The 17,088-nt window shown below is 66.5% G+C and carries 18 protein-coding genes; 13 read left to right on the forward strand and 5 right to left on the reverse strand.

The window, feature by feature from the left end; genetic code table 11:
* Positions 1 to 2 precede the first annotated feature (2 nt).
* On the reverse strand, positions 3 to 554 hold the full coding sequence (locus PV768_RS04115; RefSeq protein WP_421092337.1) for a DUF1697 domain-containing protein: 552 nt from the start codon (positions 552 to 554) through the stop codon (positions 3 to 5).
* A gap of 55 nt (positions 555 to 609) precedes the next feature.
* The gene (locus tag PV768_RS04120; protein ID WP_009356552.1) at positions 610 to 1,329 is read right to left on the reverse strand and encodes an IclR family transcriptional regulator; all 720 of its coding nucleotides are present in this window, start codon (positions 1,327 to 1,329) and stop codon (positions 610 to 612) included.
* Positions 1,330 to 1,442: 113 nt separating this feature from the next.
* On the opposite strand from PV768_RS04120, the gene leuC reads away from it, so the two are divergent.
* The 6 genes from leuC to PV768_RS04150 all read left to right on the forward strand — a co-directional run bounded on the left by leuC (position 1,443) and on the right by PV768_RS04150 (position 7,966).
* A complete protein-coding gene (gene leuC / locus PV768_RS04125; protein ID WP_157241891.1) occupies positions 1,443 to 2,897 on the forward strand; it encodes a 3-isopropylmalate dehydratase large subunit in 1,455 nt (484 codons plus the stop codon).
* Between the two features lie 8 nt (positions 2,898 to 2,905).
* Entirely contained in the window at positions 2,906 to 3,517 is a 612-nt protein-coding gene (gene leuD, locus PV768_RS04130) for a 3-isopropylmalate dehydratase small subunit (protein ID WP_157241892.1), read from the forward strand.
* A 140-nt stretch (positions 3,518 to 3,657) separates the two neighbouring features.
* Positions 3,658 to 4,983 (forward strand): UDP-N-acetylglucosamine 1-carboxyvinyltransferase, encoded by a 1,326-nt coding sequence (gene murA, locus PV768_RS04135; RefSeq protein WP_157241893.1) that lies wholly within the window; start codon positions 3,658 to 3,660, stop codon positions 4,981 to 4,983.
* 9 nt (positions 4,984 to 4,992) lie between these two features.
* Positions 4,993 to 5,766: a lysophospholipid acyltransferase family protein gene (locus PV768_RS04140; RefSeq protein WP_321213812.1), complete on the forward strand. Its 774-nt coding sequence runs from the start codon at positions 4,993 to 4,995 to the stop codon at positions 5,764 to 5,766.
* On the forward strand, positions 5,763 to 6,815 hold the full coding sequence (locus tag PV768_RS04145) for an NAD(P)H-dependent glycerol-3-phosphate dehydrogenase (RefSeq protein ID WP_323056515.1): 1,053 nt from the start codon (positions 5,763 to 5,765) through the stop codon (positions 6,813 to 6,815). The genes PV768_RS04140 and PV768_RS04145 overlap by 4 nt, the downstream gene beginning before the upstream one ends.
* 2 nt (positions 6,816 to 6,817) lie before the next feature.
* Positions 6,818 to 7,966: a D-alanine--D-alanine ligase family protein gene (locus tag PV768_RS04150; protein ID WP_421092338.1), complete on the forward strand. Its 1,149-nt coding sequence runs from the start codon at positions 6,818 to 6,820 to the stop codon at positions 7,964 to 7,966.
* Positions 7,967 to 7,983: 17 nt separating this feature from the next.
* Here PV768_RS04150 and PV768_RS04155 read toward each other — a convergent pair whose 3' ends face one another.
* Positions 7,984 to 8,487 (reverse strand): DUF3515 domain-containing protein, encoded by a 504-nt coding sequence (locus tag PV768_RS04155; RefSeq protein ID WP_321213809.1) that lies wholly within the window; start codon positions 8,485 to 8,487, stop codon positions 7,984 to 7,986.
* A gap of 229 nt (positions 8,488 to 8,716) precedes the next feature.
* On the opposite strand from PV768_RS04155, the gene thiL reads away from it, so the two are divergent.
* The 4 genes from thiL to rsmD are packed head-to-tail and all read left to right on the forward strand — an operon-like array spanning position 8,717 to position 13,602.
* The gene (thiL, locus tag PV768_RS04160; protein WP_421092356.1) at positions 8,717 to 9,667 is read left to right on the forward strand and encodes a thiamine-phosphate kinase; all 951 of its coding nucleotides are present in this window, start codon (positions 8,717 to 8,719) and stop codon (positions 9,665 to 9,667) included.
* Between the two features lie 22 nt (positions 9,668 to 9,689).
* The gene (locus tag PV768_RS04165; protein WP_421092339.1) at positions 9,690 to 10,676 is read left to right on the forward strand and encodes a DAK2 domain-containing protein; all 987 of its coding nucleotides are present in this window, start codon (positions 9,690 to 9,692) and stop codon (positions 10,674 to 10,676) included.
* The gene (locus PV768_RS04170; RefSeq protein WP_321213807.1) at positions 10,666 to 12,933 is read left to right on the forward strand and encodes an ATP-dependent DNA helicase RecG; all 2,268 of its coding nucleotides are present in this window, start codon (positions 10,666 to 10,668) and stop codon (positions 12,931 to 12,933) included. The genes PV768_RS04165 and PV768_RS04170 overlap by 11 nt, the downstream gene beginning before the upstream one ends.
* A 45-nt stretch (positions 12,934 to 12,978) precedes the next feature.
* Positions 12,979 to 13,602 (forward strand): 16S rRNA (guanine(966)-N(2))-methyltransferase RsmD, encoded by a 624-nt coding sequence (rsmD, locus tag PV768_RS04175; protein ID WP_421092340.1) that lies wholly within the window; start codon positions 12,979 to 12,981, stop codon positions 13,600 to 13,602.
* A gap of 30 nt (positions 13,603 to 13,632) precedes the next feature.
* On the opposite strand, the gene PV768_RS04180 is transcribed toward rsmD, so the two are convergent.
* Positions 13,633 to 14,421 carry a spermidine synthase gene (locus tag PV768_RS04180; RefSeq protein WP_421092341.1) on the reverse strand — a complete coding sequence of 263 codons (789 nt, stop codon included), beginning with the start codon at positions 14,419 to 14,421 and terminating at the stop codon, positions 13,633 to 13,635.
* Positions 14,421 to 15,650, reverse strand: a complete 1,230-nt coding sequence (locus tag PV768_RS04185) for an aminotransferase class I/II-fold pyridoxal phosphate-dependent enzyme (protein WP_421092342.1) — start codon at positions 15,648 to 15,650, stop codon at positions 14,421 to 14,423. The genes PV768_RS04180 and PV768_RS04185 overlap by 1 nt, the downstream gene beginning before the upstream one ends.
* 43 nt (positions 15,651 to 15,693) lie before the next feature.
* On the opposite strand from PV768_RS04185, the gene coaD reads away from it, so the two are divergent.
* From coaD to rpmF, 3 genes are all read left to right on the forward strand, one after another.
* Positions 15,694 to 16,194: a pantetheine-phosphate adenylyltransferase gene (gene coaD / locus PV768_RS04190; RefSeq protein WP_157241901.1), complete on the forward strand. Its 501-nt coding sequence runs from the start codon at positions 15,694 to 15,696 to the stop codon at positions 16,192 to 16,194.
* Positions 16,195 to 16,317: 123 nt separating this feature from the next.
* On the forward strand, positions 16,318 to 16,842 hold the full coding sequence (locus tag PV768_RS04195; protein WP_157241902.1) for a YceD family protein: 525 nt from the start codon (positions 16,318 to 16,320) through the stop codon (positions 16,840 to 16,842).
* A 36-nt stretch (positions 16,843 to 16,878) separates the two neighbouring features.
* On the forward strand, positions 16,879 to 17,082 hold the full coding sequence (rpmF, locus tag PV768_RS04200) for a 50S ribosomal protein L32 (RefSeq protein ID WP_009356569.1): 204 nt from the start codon (positions 16,879 to 16,881) through the stop codon (positions 17,080 to 17,082).
* Positions 17,083 to 17,088: the final 6 nt, after the last annotated feature.

The raw sequence follows: 17,088 nt of genomic DNA on the forward strand, positions 1-17,088 counted from the left end.
AGCTAAGCCCCGCTCGCCGCGAGTTCGGCGGCAGCGTCCCTTACCTTGAGCAGGGTGCGCAGGTTGCGCGTAGTGGTCGCGGCTTTGAATTTGGCTTTCGCGGAAATCTTGCTGAAGGGGCTGTCCAGCGTTCCGCCGGCCGGTGCCAGCCAGGCGAGGGCCTCCGGACCCAGCCTCTCCTGTTCGTTTCCCTCCAGCGCCGCCCCTGCCGCATCGAGTTCATCGAGGACCCCCGTGTCCGAGGAGAGCGTGATGTAGCTGTGGGTGGTTTTGTCGTCCTCGGGGTAGGGGCAGGCGGCCACGAGTTCCGACAGCCGGGCTGACTCGAGGACCACCACCCAGGCGTCATAGCCGAACGCGTCCCGCAGGCATTTTTCGCATTCGCGTTTGACGGCGTCCGCGTCCAGGGGGCTGGCCAGGACCACATTTCCGCTGGCAATCAGGGTGCGGGCGTCAGCAAAGCCTGCGGCCTTGAGCGCCTCCCGCAGATCAGCCATCTTGATGTTGATGCCGCCCACGTTGATGCCGCGAAGAAACACTGCGTAGCTGCCCATGCCGAAAATCCTAGCCCGGCGGCGCCGGTACGGGCCGCCGGTTGGTGTCAGCGCGTCAGTCGTTGTTCTTCCGCAGGGCCTCGGTGAGGATGCGGCCGGCATTGCAGACCACTTCCGCATGCAGCCTGCCGGGCTGGCGGGTGAGCCGCTCGATGGGTCCGGAAATGGAAACTGCCGCGATCACCCGGCCGGACGGCCCGCGCACCGGCGCCGAAACTGAGGCCACCCCGGGCTCGCGTTCGCCGAGGCTCTGGCCCCAGCCCCGCCGTCGTACACCAGCCAGGACGGTAGGCGTAAAGCGGGCTGACTGAAGCCCCTCGAGCAGGCGGTCGTGGTCCTCCCAGGCGAGCAGCACCTGGGCGGCTGATCCTGCCTTCATGGACAGCTGCGTGCCTACGGGAATGGTGTCACGAAGGCCGATGGGCCGTTCGGCCGACGCCACGCATACCCGCCAGTCACCCTGGCGGCGGAAAATCTGGGCGCTTTCGCCGGTGGCGTCGCGCAGCTGCATCAGGACGGGCCCGGCGGAGGCGATCAGGCGGTCCTCGCCCGCGGCGGAGGCCAGTTCAACCAGCCGGCTCCCCAGGACGAACCGGCCTTGGATATCACGGCTTACCAGCCGGTGGTGCACCAGGGCGAGGGCAAGCCGGTGCACAGTGGGGCGGGCCAGGCCGGTGGCCGCCACGAGCTGCGCGAGGGTGGTGGGGCCGGCTTCCAGTGCATCAAGCACCTGGGCCGCTTTATCAATGACACCGACTCCACTAGAATTGTCCATGTAATGATATTGCCGTCTCAATATCTGAGATGCAAATCTTTCGGCTGGCGCAGTGCGGAGCCGTCCTGATTCAGTTGATCTCATCAGCCAAACAGCAGTGAAGGGAGATGGCCATGGCAAAGACATTGGCCGAGAAAGTCTGGGACGCACACGTGGTGCGCAAAGGTGATGGTGATGGAGCCAACGCCCAGCCCGACCTTCTCTTCATCGACCTCCACCTGGTCCACGAGGTCACGTCTCCGCAGGCATTCGAAGGCCTGCGGCTGGCCGGCCGCAAGCTGCGCCGGCCGGACCTGACCATCGCGACGGAGGACCACAACACTCCCACGCTGGACATCGACAAGCCTATCGCCGACCTGACCAGCCGCACCCAGATCCAGACGCTGCGCAACAACTGCGCAGAGTTCGGCGTGCGGCTGCACAGCCTCGGTGACGCCGAGCAGGGCATCGTCCACGTCGTGGGCCCGCAGCTGGGCCTCACCCAGCCGGGCATGACCGTTGTCTGCGGTGACTCGCACACCTCCACCCACGGTGCTTTCGGTGCGCTGGCCATGGGCATCGGCACTTCCGAGGTGGAGCACGTCATGGCCACCCAGACCCTCTCCCTGAAGCCGTTCAAGACGATGGCCATCAATGTCGAGGGAACGCTGCGTCCCGGCGTGACGGCGAAGGACATCATCCTGGCCGTGATCGCCAAGATCGGCACCGGCGGCGGCCAGGGCTACGTCCTGGAATACCGCGGCTCCGCCATCCGGGCGCTGTCCATGGACGCGCGCATGACCATCTGCAACATGTCCATCGAAGCGGGTGCCAGGGCCGGCCTCGTTGCGCCGGACCAGACCACCTACGACTACATGAAGGGCCGCCCGCACGCGCCGGAAGGCGCGGACTGGGATGCCGCCGTCGAGTACTGGAACACCCTGCGGACCGACGACGACGCCGTCTTCGATGCCCAGGTGGACCTGGACGCCGACACCCTGGAGCCGTTCGTCACCTGGGGCACCAACCCTGGCCAGGGCGTCTCCCTGTCCGAGTCCGTCCCGTCTCCGGAGGATTTCGGTGACGAGAACGCCAAGGCAGCGGCCGAGCGGGCACTGCAGTACATGGGCCTCAAGGCAGGCACGCCGATGAAGGACATCCGGGTGGACACCGTGTTCCTGGGTTCCTGCACCAACTCCCGGATGGAGGACCTGCGTGCAGCGGCGGACATCATCCGCGGGCGCCGGAAGGATCCCAATATCCGCATGCTCGTGGTGCCGGGGTCGGCACGCGTGCGGCTGGAAGCGGAGGCCGAAGGCCTGGACCGCGTGTTCAAGGATTTCGGCGCTGAATGGCGCTTTGCCGGCTGCTCCATGTGCCTCGGCATGAACCCGGACCAGCTGGACGTGGGGGAGCGCTGCGCGTCCACCTCCAACCGCAACTTCGAAGGGCGCCAGGGCAAAGGCGGCCGCACCCACCTGGTCTCCCCGGTGGTTGCCGCAGCCACTGCCATCCGCGGCACGCTGAGTTCGCCGTCGGACCTCGATCCGGCTCCCGAATCCGCCGCCATCCGCACCGACGCAGCCTAGGACACGCCATGGAAAAGTTCACCACCCACACCGGAATCGGCGTCCCGCTGCGGCAGAGCAACGTGGACACGGACCAGATCATCCCCGCCGTCTACCTCAAGCGGATTACCCGGACCGGCTTCGAGGACGCGCTGTTCTCGGCGTGGCGCAAGGACCCGTCCTTCATCCTGAACAAGGAGCCGTTCAACGCCGGCTCCGTCCTGGTGGCAGGCCCGGACTTCGGAACAGGATCGTCCCGCGAGCACGCCGTCTGGGCGCTGAAGGACTACGGCTTCAAGGCCGTCCTTTCCTCCCGTTTCGCCGACATCTTCCGTGGGAATTCCGGCAAGCAGGGCCTGCTGGCCGCCGAGCTCTCCCAGGATGACATCGAGCTGATCTGGAAGGAACTGGAGAACGCTCCGGGGACCGAAGTCACGGTGGACCTGGTGTCCAAGACCGTGGTGTGCGGAAACATCGTTGCGCCCTTCGAGATTGACGACTACACGCGCTGGCGCCTGCTCGAGGGCCTGGACGACATCGGGCTGACCCTGCAGCATGAGGCGGACATCACGGCCTACGAGGCGACCCGTCCTTCGTTCAAGCCGAAAACCCTGCCGGCACGCCTTTCCTCCAACGGCTGAAGCAGCCGCGCAGGGCCGACGGCGGCACGCCACGCCCTGCCGCCGTCGCCCGCGTATTTCGGTTAGGTAACGCAACCTCCTATGCTTGGTTGGAGCCTTTGCAAGGATTTGGGGGCGAGTGATCGTAAGGAAACCGGTATATGAGTAGTGTTCTGACAATCCGCGGCGGAGTCCCGCTTACAGGCCGCGTCAGCGTCCGGGGAGCAAAGAACCTTGTTCCCAAGGCGATGGTGGCAGCGTTGCTGGGCAACGAACCGTCGGTGTTGCGGAACGTGCCGGAGATCAAGGACGTGGAGGTCGTCACCTCCCTCCTGCAGCTCCATGGCGTGACCGTGGTGAAGGACCCGGTGACCGGCGACCTCACGCTGGACCCCAAGGCCGCCAAGACGGCGTCCAGCACCGCCATCGACGCCCACGCGGGCGACTCCCGGATCCCCATCCTGCTTTGCGGGCCGCTGATCCACGCGATCGGCGAGGCGTTCATCCCCGACCTCGGCGGCTGCAAGATCGGCGACCGGCCCATTGACTACCACCTGGACGTCCTGCGCCAGTTCGGTGCCGTGGTGGAGAAGCGGCCCGGCGGCATCCACATCTCAGCCCCAAAGGGCCTGCACGGCGCCAAGATCTCCCTGCCCTACCCTTCCGTGGGCGCCACCGAGCAGGTGCTGCTGAGCGCCACGCGCGCCGAGGGCATCACCGAGCTGTCCGGTGCTGCAACAGAGCCGGAAATCATCGACCTCATCGCCGTGCTGCAGAAGATGGGCGCCATTATCAGCGTCCAGACTGACCGCACCATCCGCATCGAGGGCGTCCGCGACCTCGGCGGCTACAACCACCGGGCGCTTTCGGACCGCAACGAATCGGCGTCGTGGGCTTCTGCGGCACTGGTGACCAAGGGTGACATCTTCGTTGAAGGCGCCTCCCAGCGGGACATGATGACCTTCCTGAACACCTACCGCAAGGTGGGCGGCGGCATGGACATCGGTGAAGACGGCATCCGTTTCTACCACCGCGGCGGGAAGCTCAATCCGCTGGTGCTGGAGACTGACGTGCACCCCGGCTTCATGACGGACTGGCAGCAGCCGCTGGTGGTGGCCCTGACCCAGGCCGAAGGCGTGTCCATCGTCCACGAGACGGTCTACGAGAACCGCTTCGGCTTCACGGACGCGCTCATCCGGATGGGCGCCAGCATCCAGGTGCACCGCGAGTGCCTGGGCAGCGTGCCGTGCCGTTTTGGCCAGCGCAACTTCCTGCATTCCGCGGTGATCTCCGGACCCACCCAGCTCAAGGGCACCGACATCGATGTTCCGGACCTGCGCGGCGGCTTCAGCCACCTGATTGCCGCCCTCGCGGCCACCGGCACCTCCCGCGTCACGGGGATCGACATCATCAACCGCGGCTACGAGCGCTTCACTGAAAAGCTGGCCGGCCTTGGCGCCGACTTCGACATCACCACAGAGAAGTAGCAGGCAGCCGTGAAGGAACCGGCCAAGAGCCGCGCCACGCTCGCTGTGGTCGCCGGCATAGTCCGCCCCCTGTTCAACCTCATGATGGACAAGAAGTGGGAGGGCACGGAAAAGCTGCCTGCGGGCGGTTTTATCGCCGCGCCCAACCACTGCACCGAGATCGATCCCCTGATCGTCGGCCACCTCCTCTACAACCACAAGATTGCCCCGCACTTCCTTGCCAAGTCAGGGCTCTTCAAGGTTCCGGTGCTGGGCTGGGTCCTGCGGGCAACAAAGCAGATCCCGGTGGAACGTTCGTCCGCGGGGGCGAACCGCTCCCTGCAGCTCGCACAGGAGATCGTTGCCGAAGGCGGGGCCATCATCATCTACCCCGAAGGCACCCTGACGCGTGATCCGGCGCTGTGGCCCATGAAAGGCCACACGGGTGCTGCGCGGCTTGCCCTGGAGGGCGGCATTCCGGTGGTTCCGATTGCCCATTGGGGCGCCCACGAAGTTTTCCCCCGCTACGGCAAGCGGTTCCACCTGTTCCCGCGCAAGAAATCGACCGTAGTGGTGGGCGAGCCCGTTGACCTCAGCGCCTTCAGCGGCCGTCCGCTGGACAAGGCAACCCTTGCCGGGGCCACCGACGCGATCATGGATGCGATCACTGGACTCCTGGCCGAAATCAGGGGAGAAGAGCCTCCGGCTGAGCGGTGGGATCCGGCCAAGAAGCAGCAGGCCCGGCACGGCAGGTTCGTGGAGCGCGGGCAGCAGCAGACCGGTACCGGAACGGAAGCTCCGTGACCCCTGGGGGAAGGCAGACGGGCTCGGCCCGCTCCGTTGCTGTTCTCGGCGCCGGCTCCTGGGGAACAACCTTTGCGAAAATCCTCGCTGACGCCGCCGCTGCTGCGGGCGAGCCGCGCAGCATCAGGCTGTGGGGCAGGCGTGCTGAAGTGGTGGACCGGATTAATGCGGACCACCGCAACGAGCAGTACCTGAAGGACATCCCGCTGCCGGAGAGCATCTCCGCGTCAACAGACGTCGCCGCTGTCCTGGAGGGCGCTGACCTTGTGGTCATCGCGGTCCCGGCGCAGTCGCTCCGGCCGCAGCTGCGGGAGTGGAAAAGCCTGATCGCTCCGGACGCCATGGTTGTCTCGCTGATGAAGGGCCTGGAGCTCGGTACGGACGCCAGGATGAGCGAGGTCATCAGCGAGGAACTGGGCTTGCCCGCCGAGCGCATAGCCATTGTGTCCGGCCCCAACCTGGCCATGGAAATCGCCCGCGAAGAACCCACTGCCTCTGTGGTTGCCTGCACCGACTCCGCCGCCGCAGGCTGGATCGCCAGGAGCTGCACGGCCCCCTACTTCCGGCCGTACACCACCGCCGACGTCGTGGGCGTGGAGATCGGCGGGATCGTCAAGAACGTTATTGCCCTGGCCGTCGGCATTTGCGAGGGCAGGCAGATGGGGGACAACACCAAGGCGTCCGTCATCACCCGCGGACTCGCGGAAACGTCCCGCCTGGCCCTTGCCCTTGGCGGAGAAGCCAAGACGATGGCAGGCCTCGCAGGCCTGGGCGACCTTGTGGCCACCTGTTCCTCCCCGCTGTCACGCAACCACACCGCCGGGCGGCTCCTGGGGCAGGGCCTCACGCTTGAGGAAGTGGGCCAGAAGATGACACAGACCGCCGAAGGCATAAAATCGGGCCAGGCGGTCCACGAGCTGGCAGGCAAGCTGGGCGTGGAGATGCCCATTACAGCCGCCGTCGTTGCCGTGCTGGCCGGCAAGCTGTCCGTTGACCAACTGGGGCCCGTCCTGCTGTCCCGGGAACTGAAACCTGAAGGCGAATACTGACGATGTCCCATGAAAACCTGGCTGCAGGGGAGCCCGCGCGCAGGGCCAAACCCCGGGTGGCGGTCCTTTTCGGCGGCCGCTCGAGCGAGCACGCCGTGAGCTGCGTGACAGCGGCCGGTGTCCTCGGCGCGATCAACAAGGACAAGTACGAAGTAATTCCCATTGGCATCGCCAAAACCGGGCAATGGGTCCTCGCGTCAGCCGATACGGCCCAGTGGTCCCTCGCGGGAACATCCCTCCCTGAGGTGGCGCCTTCGCCGCAGACCGTGACCCTTGCCGAGATCGGGGGCGAGCACCAGCTGATCGTCACGGCCCCGAACGAGGTACCCCAGGAGCTCGGCACGGTGGACGTGGTTTTCCCGCTTCTCCACGGCCCGTTCGGGGAGGACGGAACCATCCAGGGGCTCCTGGAACTCTCGGATACCCGCTATGTCGGCGCCGGCGTCCTGGCCTCGGCCGTGGGCATGGACAAGCACTTCATGAAGGTGGTGTTCGAGGCTGCCGGGCTGCAGGTCGGTCCGTATGTCGCGGTGACGGACAGGCAGTGGCGCAAGGACCCGGAGTCAGTGCGCAAGCAGGTGGACCGGCTGGGATTTCCCGTCTTCGTCAAGCCGGCGCGGGCAGGATCATCCATGGGTATCTCCAAGGTGGATTCCCTGGAACTCCTCGATGCAGCCATCGAGGAAGCCCGGCGGCACGACCTGAAACTGGTGATCGAGGCCGGCATCACCGGCCGGGAGATCGAATGTGCGGTCCTCGAAGGCAGGGGCACCGACGCGGCACGCACCTCCATGCCCGGTGAAATTTCCGTGGCAGGCGGAACCCACGAGTTCTACGACTTCAACGCCAAGTATGTGGAGGACGACGCCGCCTCCCTCAGCTGCCCTGCCGACATCCCCGAGGAAGCCATAGCCCGGGTCCGGGAGCTTGCCGCGGCGGCGTTCGACGCCGTGGGGGCCGAGGGCCTGAGCCGGGTGGACTTCTTCTACACGCCCGCCGGGGAACTCATCATCAACGAAATCAACACCATGCCCGGCTTCACGCCCAAGAGCATGTATCCGCAGATGTGGGCGGCTTCCGGCCTGGGTTACGCCGACCTCATCGACGAACTGATCTACCTCGCGCTGAACCGCAAAACCGGGCTGCGCTAAGAGTCAGCCGCCACCGCCTACTGGCTCGGCGGCAGGTTCTGGAGATCCTCCTGCCCCACGCAGCTCCTGGCGGCCGGCACCTTGCCGGCCGCTGCCGCAAGGTCGGCAAGGACAGTGGCTGAACTGATCTTGTCAGGGTCCAGGAGGATCTCCGTTGCCGGTTCGCGGCCGTAGGTTGTCAGGGTCCACACCGGATCCCCTTCCTTGATGACCCAGTCGATCCCGTTCACGGTCACGCAGCGGTCCGTTGTGGGCCCGGGCACATTCACGCCGCAGCGCAGGATCACCAGGGACGGATCGCCCCACGCGGCCGTGGCCTGGCTGTTTGTCTTTCGCAGCGCGTACTCGCCGATGGCATCAGGCAGGCCCACCATCATGGGCGCGCACGCCGGGTTGGCCGCGTCCTTGGCCGCCGGAACATCCACGGCAGGCGAGCACGAGGTTAAAGAAACGGCCGCAAGGCTCCCAATCAGTGCCAGCCTGGCAACGCGGGCGGGCAGGGAAAGCTGGGGACGGTGCATGTCTCCAGCCTATCGCCGCGGTGGGCTCCGCCCTGCCGCGGCACCGTGGGCCGGCAATGTCGGAGTACCGCGATAGCGTAGTGGAGTGCCTGAGAATCCCATCACCCACCACGGGCGGCCCCAGCCTGAGGGCGCTGCCGCCGTCGGGGAGCAGCAGACCGTCTCCGCCCTGACCGTCTCTGCGCTCTCCGAGGCCGGGCTGCTGGCCCGGATCTTTCCGCGCCTGGCCATGGACGGCGCGCACAGCGACGCTACGTTGCTCGGCCCGGGGGACGACGCCGCCATAGTGGCTTCTCCTGACGGCAGGACCGTCATCAGCATCGACACCCAGGTCCAGGACCAGGACTTCAGGCTGCAATGGCCCAACGGCTACCGGACTACCGGCTTCGACGTCGGCTGGAAAGCTGCGGCGCAGAACCTGAGTGACATCAACGCCATGGGTGCGCGCGCCACGTCGATGGTGGTAAGCCTTACCCTTCCGCCCGAAACGGCTGTGGGCTGGGTGGAGGACCTGGCGGACGGCCTCACCGCGGGCATCAGGGAACTGGGCGCGGCATCCTGCTCGGTAGCGGGCGGGGACCTGGGGCGCGGGCGCGAAATCTCCGTCACCGTGGCCGTGCTGGGAACGCTCGACGCCGGCGCGCCGGTCCTCCGGTCCGGGGCCAGGCCGGGGGACGTCCTGGCCCTTGCGGGCACCGCCGGCCATGCTGCCGCAGGCCTCGCACTATTGGAGTCGGACGTGCCTGTTGATGCCCTCAGCGACGGTCAACGCGCCTTGGTGGAACTGCAGTGCAGGCCACGGCCGCCCCTGGCGTCCGGGCCCGCCGCGCGTGCCGCCGGCGCCACCGCCATGCTGGACATCTCAGACGGGCTGCTGCGCGATGGGCTGAGGCTGGCAACAGCCAGCCGTGTCGCCGTCGACCTCAATCCAGGCCCGCTGAAGCGGCTGGCGGACGCCCTTCGGCCGGCCGCAGAACTGTTGGGCATGAACCCTGGAGAGTGGGTCCTCGGCGGCGGGGAGGACCACGGACTGCTTGCCACCTTCCCTCCTGGTTCGCCGCTGCCTCACGGATTCACTGCGATAGGCTCAGTACAAGCACTGGGAATCAATGAAGGCCCGGGCGTCAAAATTGCGGGCCGGTCCGCGGACACCGGGGGATGGGATCACTTTGCACACTAAGGTTGCCGCTAACGCGCAAGCGATGAAGAGATGGTTGGGCAAGGCTGAGACCGCCCTTGGCAACCACAGCGACCGCCTGAATGCCATCAACATCTTTCCCGTGGCCGACGGCGACACCGGCACCAACCTCTACGTCACCGTGCGCGCCGCAGCCCGTTCCCTCGCTGCCACGGGTGACCACCCCGCGCAGATGGACGTCGGCGCCGTCCTTGCCACCGCGGGCCAGGCCGCCATGGAGGAAGCGCGGGGAAACTCGGGGACCCTTTTCTCGGTGTTCCTGTGCGCAGCCGCCGAGCCGCTGGCAGGCCACACCCGGCTGACCTCCACCCTGCTGGCGGCAGCCCTCAACCGTGCCCAGATCCGTGCCTGGTCGGCATTGAGCGATCCCGTGCCGGGAACCATGCTCTCCGTCATGGAAGCGGCAGCCCGGGCCGCGGCCGCTGTCGACGCCGGACAGAACGGGGACGACAGCAACCACGCCCTGGGCCTTGCCCTGGACGCCGTTGTGGAGGGCGCCCTCGCCGCGGTGATCCACACCGAAGACCAGTTGGACGTTCTGACGACCGCCCATGTGGTTGATGCGGGCGGAGTGGGGATGCTGCTGATCCTCGATTGCCTTCGCTCAGCGATCCTGGGCGAAGAGCTCCAAAGCGAACTCCTTGACGGCCTGCACGGCTACGACGTGTCTGACCCGCACATCCATACGGCCATGCCGGATGACGACGGCGTGGAAGTCATGTGCACCATCAGCCTGTCACCCCTCAACGCGGCAACCCTCCGCCAGCGGCTGGACGAGGTGGGCGAGTCCGTGATCATGAGCCAGGTTGGCAGCGTGCCCGATTCCGACGGCAACTACCGGTGGCGCGTCCACGTCCATGTCCCCCAGGCGGATCCCGCCGTCCACATCATCCGGTCCCTGGGGGAGCCGGCCAACATCAGCATCAGTGAACTCGCGCTGCCGCGGGATCCGGCAACGGATGCAGTGAACTCCAGTGGGCATGAGCGCTGAACTGGACCTGGCGCTGGAACGGCGGCTTGGTAAGCGTTCCGCAGCGGTCATAGAAAAGCATCTGGGCATCACCACAGTCGAGGGGCTGCTGAATTACTACCCGCGCCGCTACATGAGCCGGGGAGAGCTGACGCCCATCAGCGAGATTCCCCGGGACGAAGAAGTCACCCTGATCGCCCGGGTGCTCTCCAGCAACACCCGCCGGATGCAGGCGCGCCGCGGCACCATCACCGACGTCGTGGTTTCCGACGACGACGGAAGACAGGGCCTCCGGGTGGTAGGCGGCACGGAGTACCGGGGCAAAGCGCCGGGTACGCTCAAGATCAGCTTCTTCAACGGCTACAAGGCCCAAGCGGACCTGCTCCCTGGCCGCCGGGCGCTGTTTTCCGGCAAGGTCACGTCCTTCAAGGGATCCCTTGGACTCACCAACCCCGACTACCAGCTGCTGGACGATGATCCGTTCAGCGAGGGCGGCCGGGATCCGGAAAAGCTGGCCGCCATGCCCATTCCCATCTATCCGGCCACCGCCAAGCTTCCCAGCTGGAAGATCCAGAAGGCTGTCTCAACCCTGCTCGAAACTGCTGACCTTGGCTCCCTGCCGGATCCCGTGCCACCCGCCATCGCGGCCCGGGAGAAGTTCCTGCCGATCGCCGAAGCCTACCGGCTGATCCATGAGCCGGAGTCGGCCACGGACTGGCAGCAGGCACGTCGCCGCTTCCGTTACCAGGAGGCACTGGTGCTGCAGTCCGCCCTGGCCCGCCGCCGTGCACAGCTGGCCTCGGAAGAAGCCACCGCCCGCCGGCCCGCTCCGGAGGGCCTGCTGGCCAGTTTCGACCGGAGCCTTCCGTTCACGCTCACGGCCGGGCAGGCCGCCGTCGGGGAAACCCTGGCGGCAGAACTCTCCCGGGACGTCCCCATGAACCGGCTGCTGCAGGGAGAAGTGGGCTCCGGCAAGACCATCGTGGCGCTCCGTGCCATGCTGCAGGTGGTGGATGCCGGCGGGCAGGCGGCCCTGCTGGCGCCCACGGAGGTCCTCGCTGCCCAGCATTTCGAATCGATCCGCCGGACCCTGGGCCCTCTCTCCGGAGACGGCCTGCTGGGCGGGATGGACGGCGCTTCCGTCCAGGTTTCGCTGCTCACTGGCTCCCTGCCGACGGCGGCGCGCCGGCAGGCCCTGCTTGATGCCGCCTCGGGGACGGCCGGGATCATCATCGGGACCCATGCCCTGCTGAGCGACAACGTGTCATTCTATGATCTCGGCCTGATCGTGGTGGATGAGCAGCACCGCTTCGGGGTGGAGCAGCGCGATGCCCTGCGCGCCAAGGCGCGGAAGCCGCCGCATCTGCTGGTGATGACGGCCACGCCCATCCCGCGGACCGTCGCGATGACAGTTTTCGGCGACCTCGAAACGTCGGTCCTGGACGAACTGCCGGCCGGCCGTGCCCCTATCGCCACCCACCTGGTGGGACTTGCCGAGAACCCGGCCTGGGCAGGCCGCATCTGGGCCCGCGCCCGGGAGGAGATTGACAGGGGCCATCAGGTGTACGTCGTCTGCCCCAGGATCGGAACGGACGACGACGGCGACTTCAGCCCCGGGGAGGCGGAGCCTCCGGCGGGGGATGCGGAAGGGGACGGCGGCCGGGAGCTCGCCTCGGTGACGGCCGTCGTCGAGCATCTGCGGGAAGAGACTACCCTGTCCGGAGTTCCCCTGGCGCCGCTCCACGGACGGCAGGAACCGGACGTGAAGTTCGGCGTCATGGAAGACTTTGCGGCCAACCGCATCAAGCTGCTTGTCTCCACCACGGTGATCGAGGTGGGCGTGGACGTTCACAACGCAACCCTGATGGTCATTCTGGATGCGGACCGGTTCGGTATTTCCCAGTTGCACCAGCTCCGCGGCCGGGTGGGCCGGGGCGGGCTGCCAGGGACCTGCCTGCTGGTCACCGCCCTTGAACCCGGGCATCCCAGCCGCCGCCGGCTGGATGCCGTGGCGGCGACTACCGACGGCTTCGTCCTGTCCGAAGAGGACCTGAAGCTGCGGCGCGAGGGCGACATCCTGGGAGCCTCGCAATCAGGCGGACGCTCCACCCTGAAGCTGCTCCGCGTCCTGGAGCATGGCGACGTCATTGCCCGGGCAAGGGAAGACGCCCAGGAGATTGTGCGCGAGGACCCTGCCCTGTCCGCTCGCCCGGAGCTTGCCGAAGCGATCGACAAATACCTCAATCCCGAGAAGGAGGCGTTCCTTGAACGCGGCTAGCATGGTGGGTGCCGGATATCCTGGCGGCCAAGACAGGAGCGTCGAATGAGCCGGATTATTGCAGGTGCCGCCGGCGGCACTCCCTTGACCGGCGTCCCGGGATCCCTCACCAGGCCCACCACGGACCGCGTCAAGGAAGCGCTTTTTTCCCGCCTTGATGCCTTCAACGTCATTACCGGCGCCCGCGTGCTGGACCTCTATGCGGGTTCCGGCGCCCTGGGGGTCGAGAGCGGCAGCAGGGGCGCCCGGACAGTGGACCTGGTGGAGTCCGATGGCAGGGCCAGTGCCGTTTGCCAGCGCAATGCCGATCTCGTCAACGGCGTCCTGGGCCGGAAAGTGGTAACCGTCCACCGCTCAAAGGTGGAATCCTTCCTGGAACGCGCATCGGAGGCGGCAGTCTGGGACCTTGTTTTCCTGGACCCGCCGTATTTGCTCGAGGAGGTTGGCTTGCAGGCAGTGCTCCTGAAGCTGTCCACCCACCTGTCGCCGGCGGCGGTGGTGGTGGTGGAGCGGTCCTCCCGCTCGCCTGAGCCCCGGTGGCCCGAGGCCCTCACCCGGTTTGCGGATAAGAAATACGGGGAGACCAGGCTGTGGTTCGCGGAGCCTTTCGTGCCCGATGCAATCGACGATGACGACATTCCCGAGGCGCCGGAACCGGCCGGACGCTAGCCCGGGCGCGGGAACTTTGGCCTCCCGGAGTCATCCTGCAAAGGGGTCGAGGTCCACTCCGGCCAGCACTTTTGCCGGGTGCGGCCCGCGGGCGGTCAGTTCAGTGGTCCATTCCGGCGGCCACGGGGTGAGGGTGCCGGCGAGGATGATGTTGCCGGGGTAGCGGCCTTCGAACATGCCTGTTTCCGCGACGGCGGCCACATCCGCCATGGCCTGCCGCATGGCGGACACCTGGCTTCGGACGAGGGTCAGGCCCGGCTCGTCGCCGACATTGACGATCAGCAGTCCTGCAGGGTTGAGCCGCTCCCTCACTTCCCGGTAGAACGCGCCGGTGGTCAGGTGCGCGGGCGCGTCCGGCCCGGAAAAGATGTCCAGGATGACGACGTCGAACCGGACTTCGGGGTCAATCCGGACAAGTGACTCCCGGGCATCGCCGATGATGGTCTGCAGGTCCGTCCCCTCGGGCAGGGGCAGCTCCCGCAGGACGAAATCGAGCAGTTCACGCTCCAGCTCCACCGCATACTGCACCGACCCGGGCCTTGCGGCCTGGATGTACCGGGCCAGGGTCAGCGCTCCCGCGCCCAGGTGCAGCGCACTGACCGGAACCCCGGGGGGTGCCGCCAGGTCCACCAGGTGTCCGATCCGGCGCAGGTATTCGTAGAAGATCTCCTCCGGCTGCAGAAGGTTCACGTGGGACTGTTCCGCGCCGCCGATGCTGAGGACGTAGCTGCCGGCAGTGAAGGCGTCGGGTTCTATGGACGCGTGCTGTCCGGTGGTGCGCAGGAACCGGGACGCCCGGACCTCCCGCCCGCCGGGCATCAGAGCCTGCCGCTGAGTGCAGCCAGCCGCCCGGCAGCCTCTTCCAGGACCTCGGCCTTCTTGCAGAAGGCGAAACGGAGCAGGCTTCGGGTGCGCTCGGCTCCCTCGGCGTGGCAGAAAACCGGGACAGGGATCGCGGCCACGCCCACCAGTGCCGGAAGCTTCCGGGCCAGGTCCACGGAGTCGCTGATGCCCAAGGGGGCGGTGTCCACATTGACGAAGTACGTGCCCTGCGACGAGAAGACCTCGAACCCCGCGGCACGCAGGCCTTCACTCAGGATGTCCCGCTTGTGCTCAAGGGACGCCGCGATGCCCTCATAGAAGGAGTCCGGCAGGGCCAGGCCCGTAGCGATGGCCGACTGGAACGGCGTGCCCGAACTGTAGGTGAGGAACTGCTTGACCGTCCGGGCGGCCGACACCAGATCTTCGGGCCCCGTGAGCCAGCCGACCTTCCAGCCAGTCAGGGAAAAGGTCTTGCCGGCCGAGGAAATGGTGATGGTCCGGTCCGCCGCTCCGGGCAGGGAAGCCACCGGTACGTGCCGGACGCCGAACGTGAGGTGCTCATAGACCTCGTCCGTGATGATGATGCTGTCATGCCTGCGGGCCAGGTCAACGACCCGTTGGAGCACGTCCCGCGGGAAGACCGCCCCGGTGGGGTTGTGGGGGTTGTTCAGCAGCACCACCTTCGTCCGCGCGCTGAAAGCGGCCTCGAGGGCGGCCATATCCGGCATGAAGTCCGGGGCCAGGAGCGGTGCAGTCACGTGCGTCGCACCGGACAGGCCGATCACGGCGCCGTAGGAATCGTAGAAAGGCTCCAGGGTGAGGACCTCGTCGCCGGGACCGGCGAAGGCCAGGAGCGAGGCCGCGATGGCCTCGGTGGCTCCGGTGGTGATGATGACTTCCGTCGCCGGGTCGGGGGAGAGGCCGTAGAACCGCTGCTGGTGGGCCGAGACTGCCTCCCGCAGTTCCGGGATGCCCTTGCCGGGCGCATACTGGTTCGCGCCCGCCAGGATGGCAGACCGGGCGGCCTCCCTGATTTCCGCCGGGCCGTCCTCGTCCGGGAACCCCTGGCCGAGGTTAATGGCGCCTGTCTGCACGGCCAGGGTGGTCATCTCTTCGAAGATGGTGACGCCCAGGCCTCCGTCGGGGGCCAGGAGGTTTGCTCCGAGGGCGGCGCGCTGCCACGGAGCAGGGGCCATGGGGATGGAAAGTTCCCGTGGTGGATGCATCCAGTCATGGTATCCCGGTGTTCCCATGGGGTAGGTTCGGAGCATGAGACGCGCTGTCTGCCCCGGATCCTTCGACCCTATCCACAACGGCCATCTCGAGGTTATTGCACGTGCCGCCGGCCTCTTTGACGAGGTCATCGTGGCCGTGTCCACCAACCAGGCCAAGCAGTACAGGTTCACCCTCCAGGAGCGCCTGGACATGGCACGGGAAACCCTCGCCTCGCTCAAGGGCATCGTGGTGGAACCAGTCGGGGAGGGCCTGCTCGCAGAGTATTGCCGGCAGCGCGGCGTTTCGGCCATCGTCAAGGGACTCAGGTCGTCCTCGGACTTCGACTACGAGCTGCCCATGGCCACCATGAACCGGCAGCTCAGCGGCGTTGAGACGGTCTTCCTGCCTGCAGAGGCCCATTACCTCCACCTTTCCTCCACCCTGATCAAAGAGGTGGCCGGCCTGGGCGGAAATGTGTCCGAATACGTGCCCCGGTCGGTGCTGCGGCGGATGCTTGCGGGCGAGTCGGGCCCCGGCCAGCAGCCGAGGGGGTAGGCTGGTCCGGTACTTCGGCACTCCCTGCCGGCCGGTTTGAGTCCCTGTGGCTCTTCAGGCTAAGATAGTACGTCGGTCATATGTTCAACAGGAGTTCTCATTAAAAGAGATGCTGGTTCGCCCCTGGCGTTCGACGTCAAGGACCTCGGGCGCAGCCCGGGAAGCATGCGGACACTGAAGGAACATGTACCCGCGCCAGGTGATCTTGGCGTGGCGCTCATTGGCGTTCAGGAAGGCTCGGATATCGAGCTGGATCTGAGGCTTGAAGCCGTACACGAAGGAATTTTGGTATCAGGAACCGTGCTCACCGAGGTAACAGGTGAATGCGGCCGATGCCTGGATCCCCTTGCGTATGACCTCGAGGTCAATGTGCAAGAACTTTTCTTCTATGAGGGCGTGGAGCTCTCGGACGGAGAAGATGATGAAGAGCAACGTCGAGTCGAGCACGATGTAATCGATCTTGAACCGGTGTTGCGGGACGCAGTGGTGACCGCGCTGCCGTTCCAGCCGGTGTGCCGGGAAGACTGCCAGGGCCTTTGCTCCGAATGCGGAGTTCGCCTGGAAGACGAGCCGGGGCACCACCACGAGGTCTTGGATCCTCGCTGGGCTGCCCTAGCTGATATGGCTAAGCCTGACCGGCAAAATTGATTTGTACGTGTTTGTCTAGAGAGAAATGAGTTAGCCGTGGCTGTTCCCAAGCGGAAAATGTCTCGCTCGAATACCCGCGCCCGCCGCTCCCAGTGGAAGGCGACCGCCCCCCACCTGGTGAAGACCGTCGAGAACGGCCAGGTCACCTACAGCCTGCCGCACCAGGCAAAGGTCGTCACCGACTCGGCTGGCACTGCGCTGTTCCTTGAGTACAAGGGACGCAAGGTCGCGGACGTCTAATCGGCC

Origin of the sequence: Pseudarthrobacter sp. CC4 (assembly GCF_048957775.1) — a bacterium.
In the GTDB taxonomy this organism is placed as follows: Bacteria; Actinomycetota; Actinomycetes; order Actinomycetales; family Micrococcaceae; genus Arthrobacter.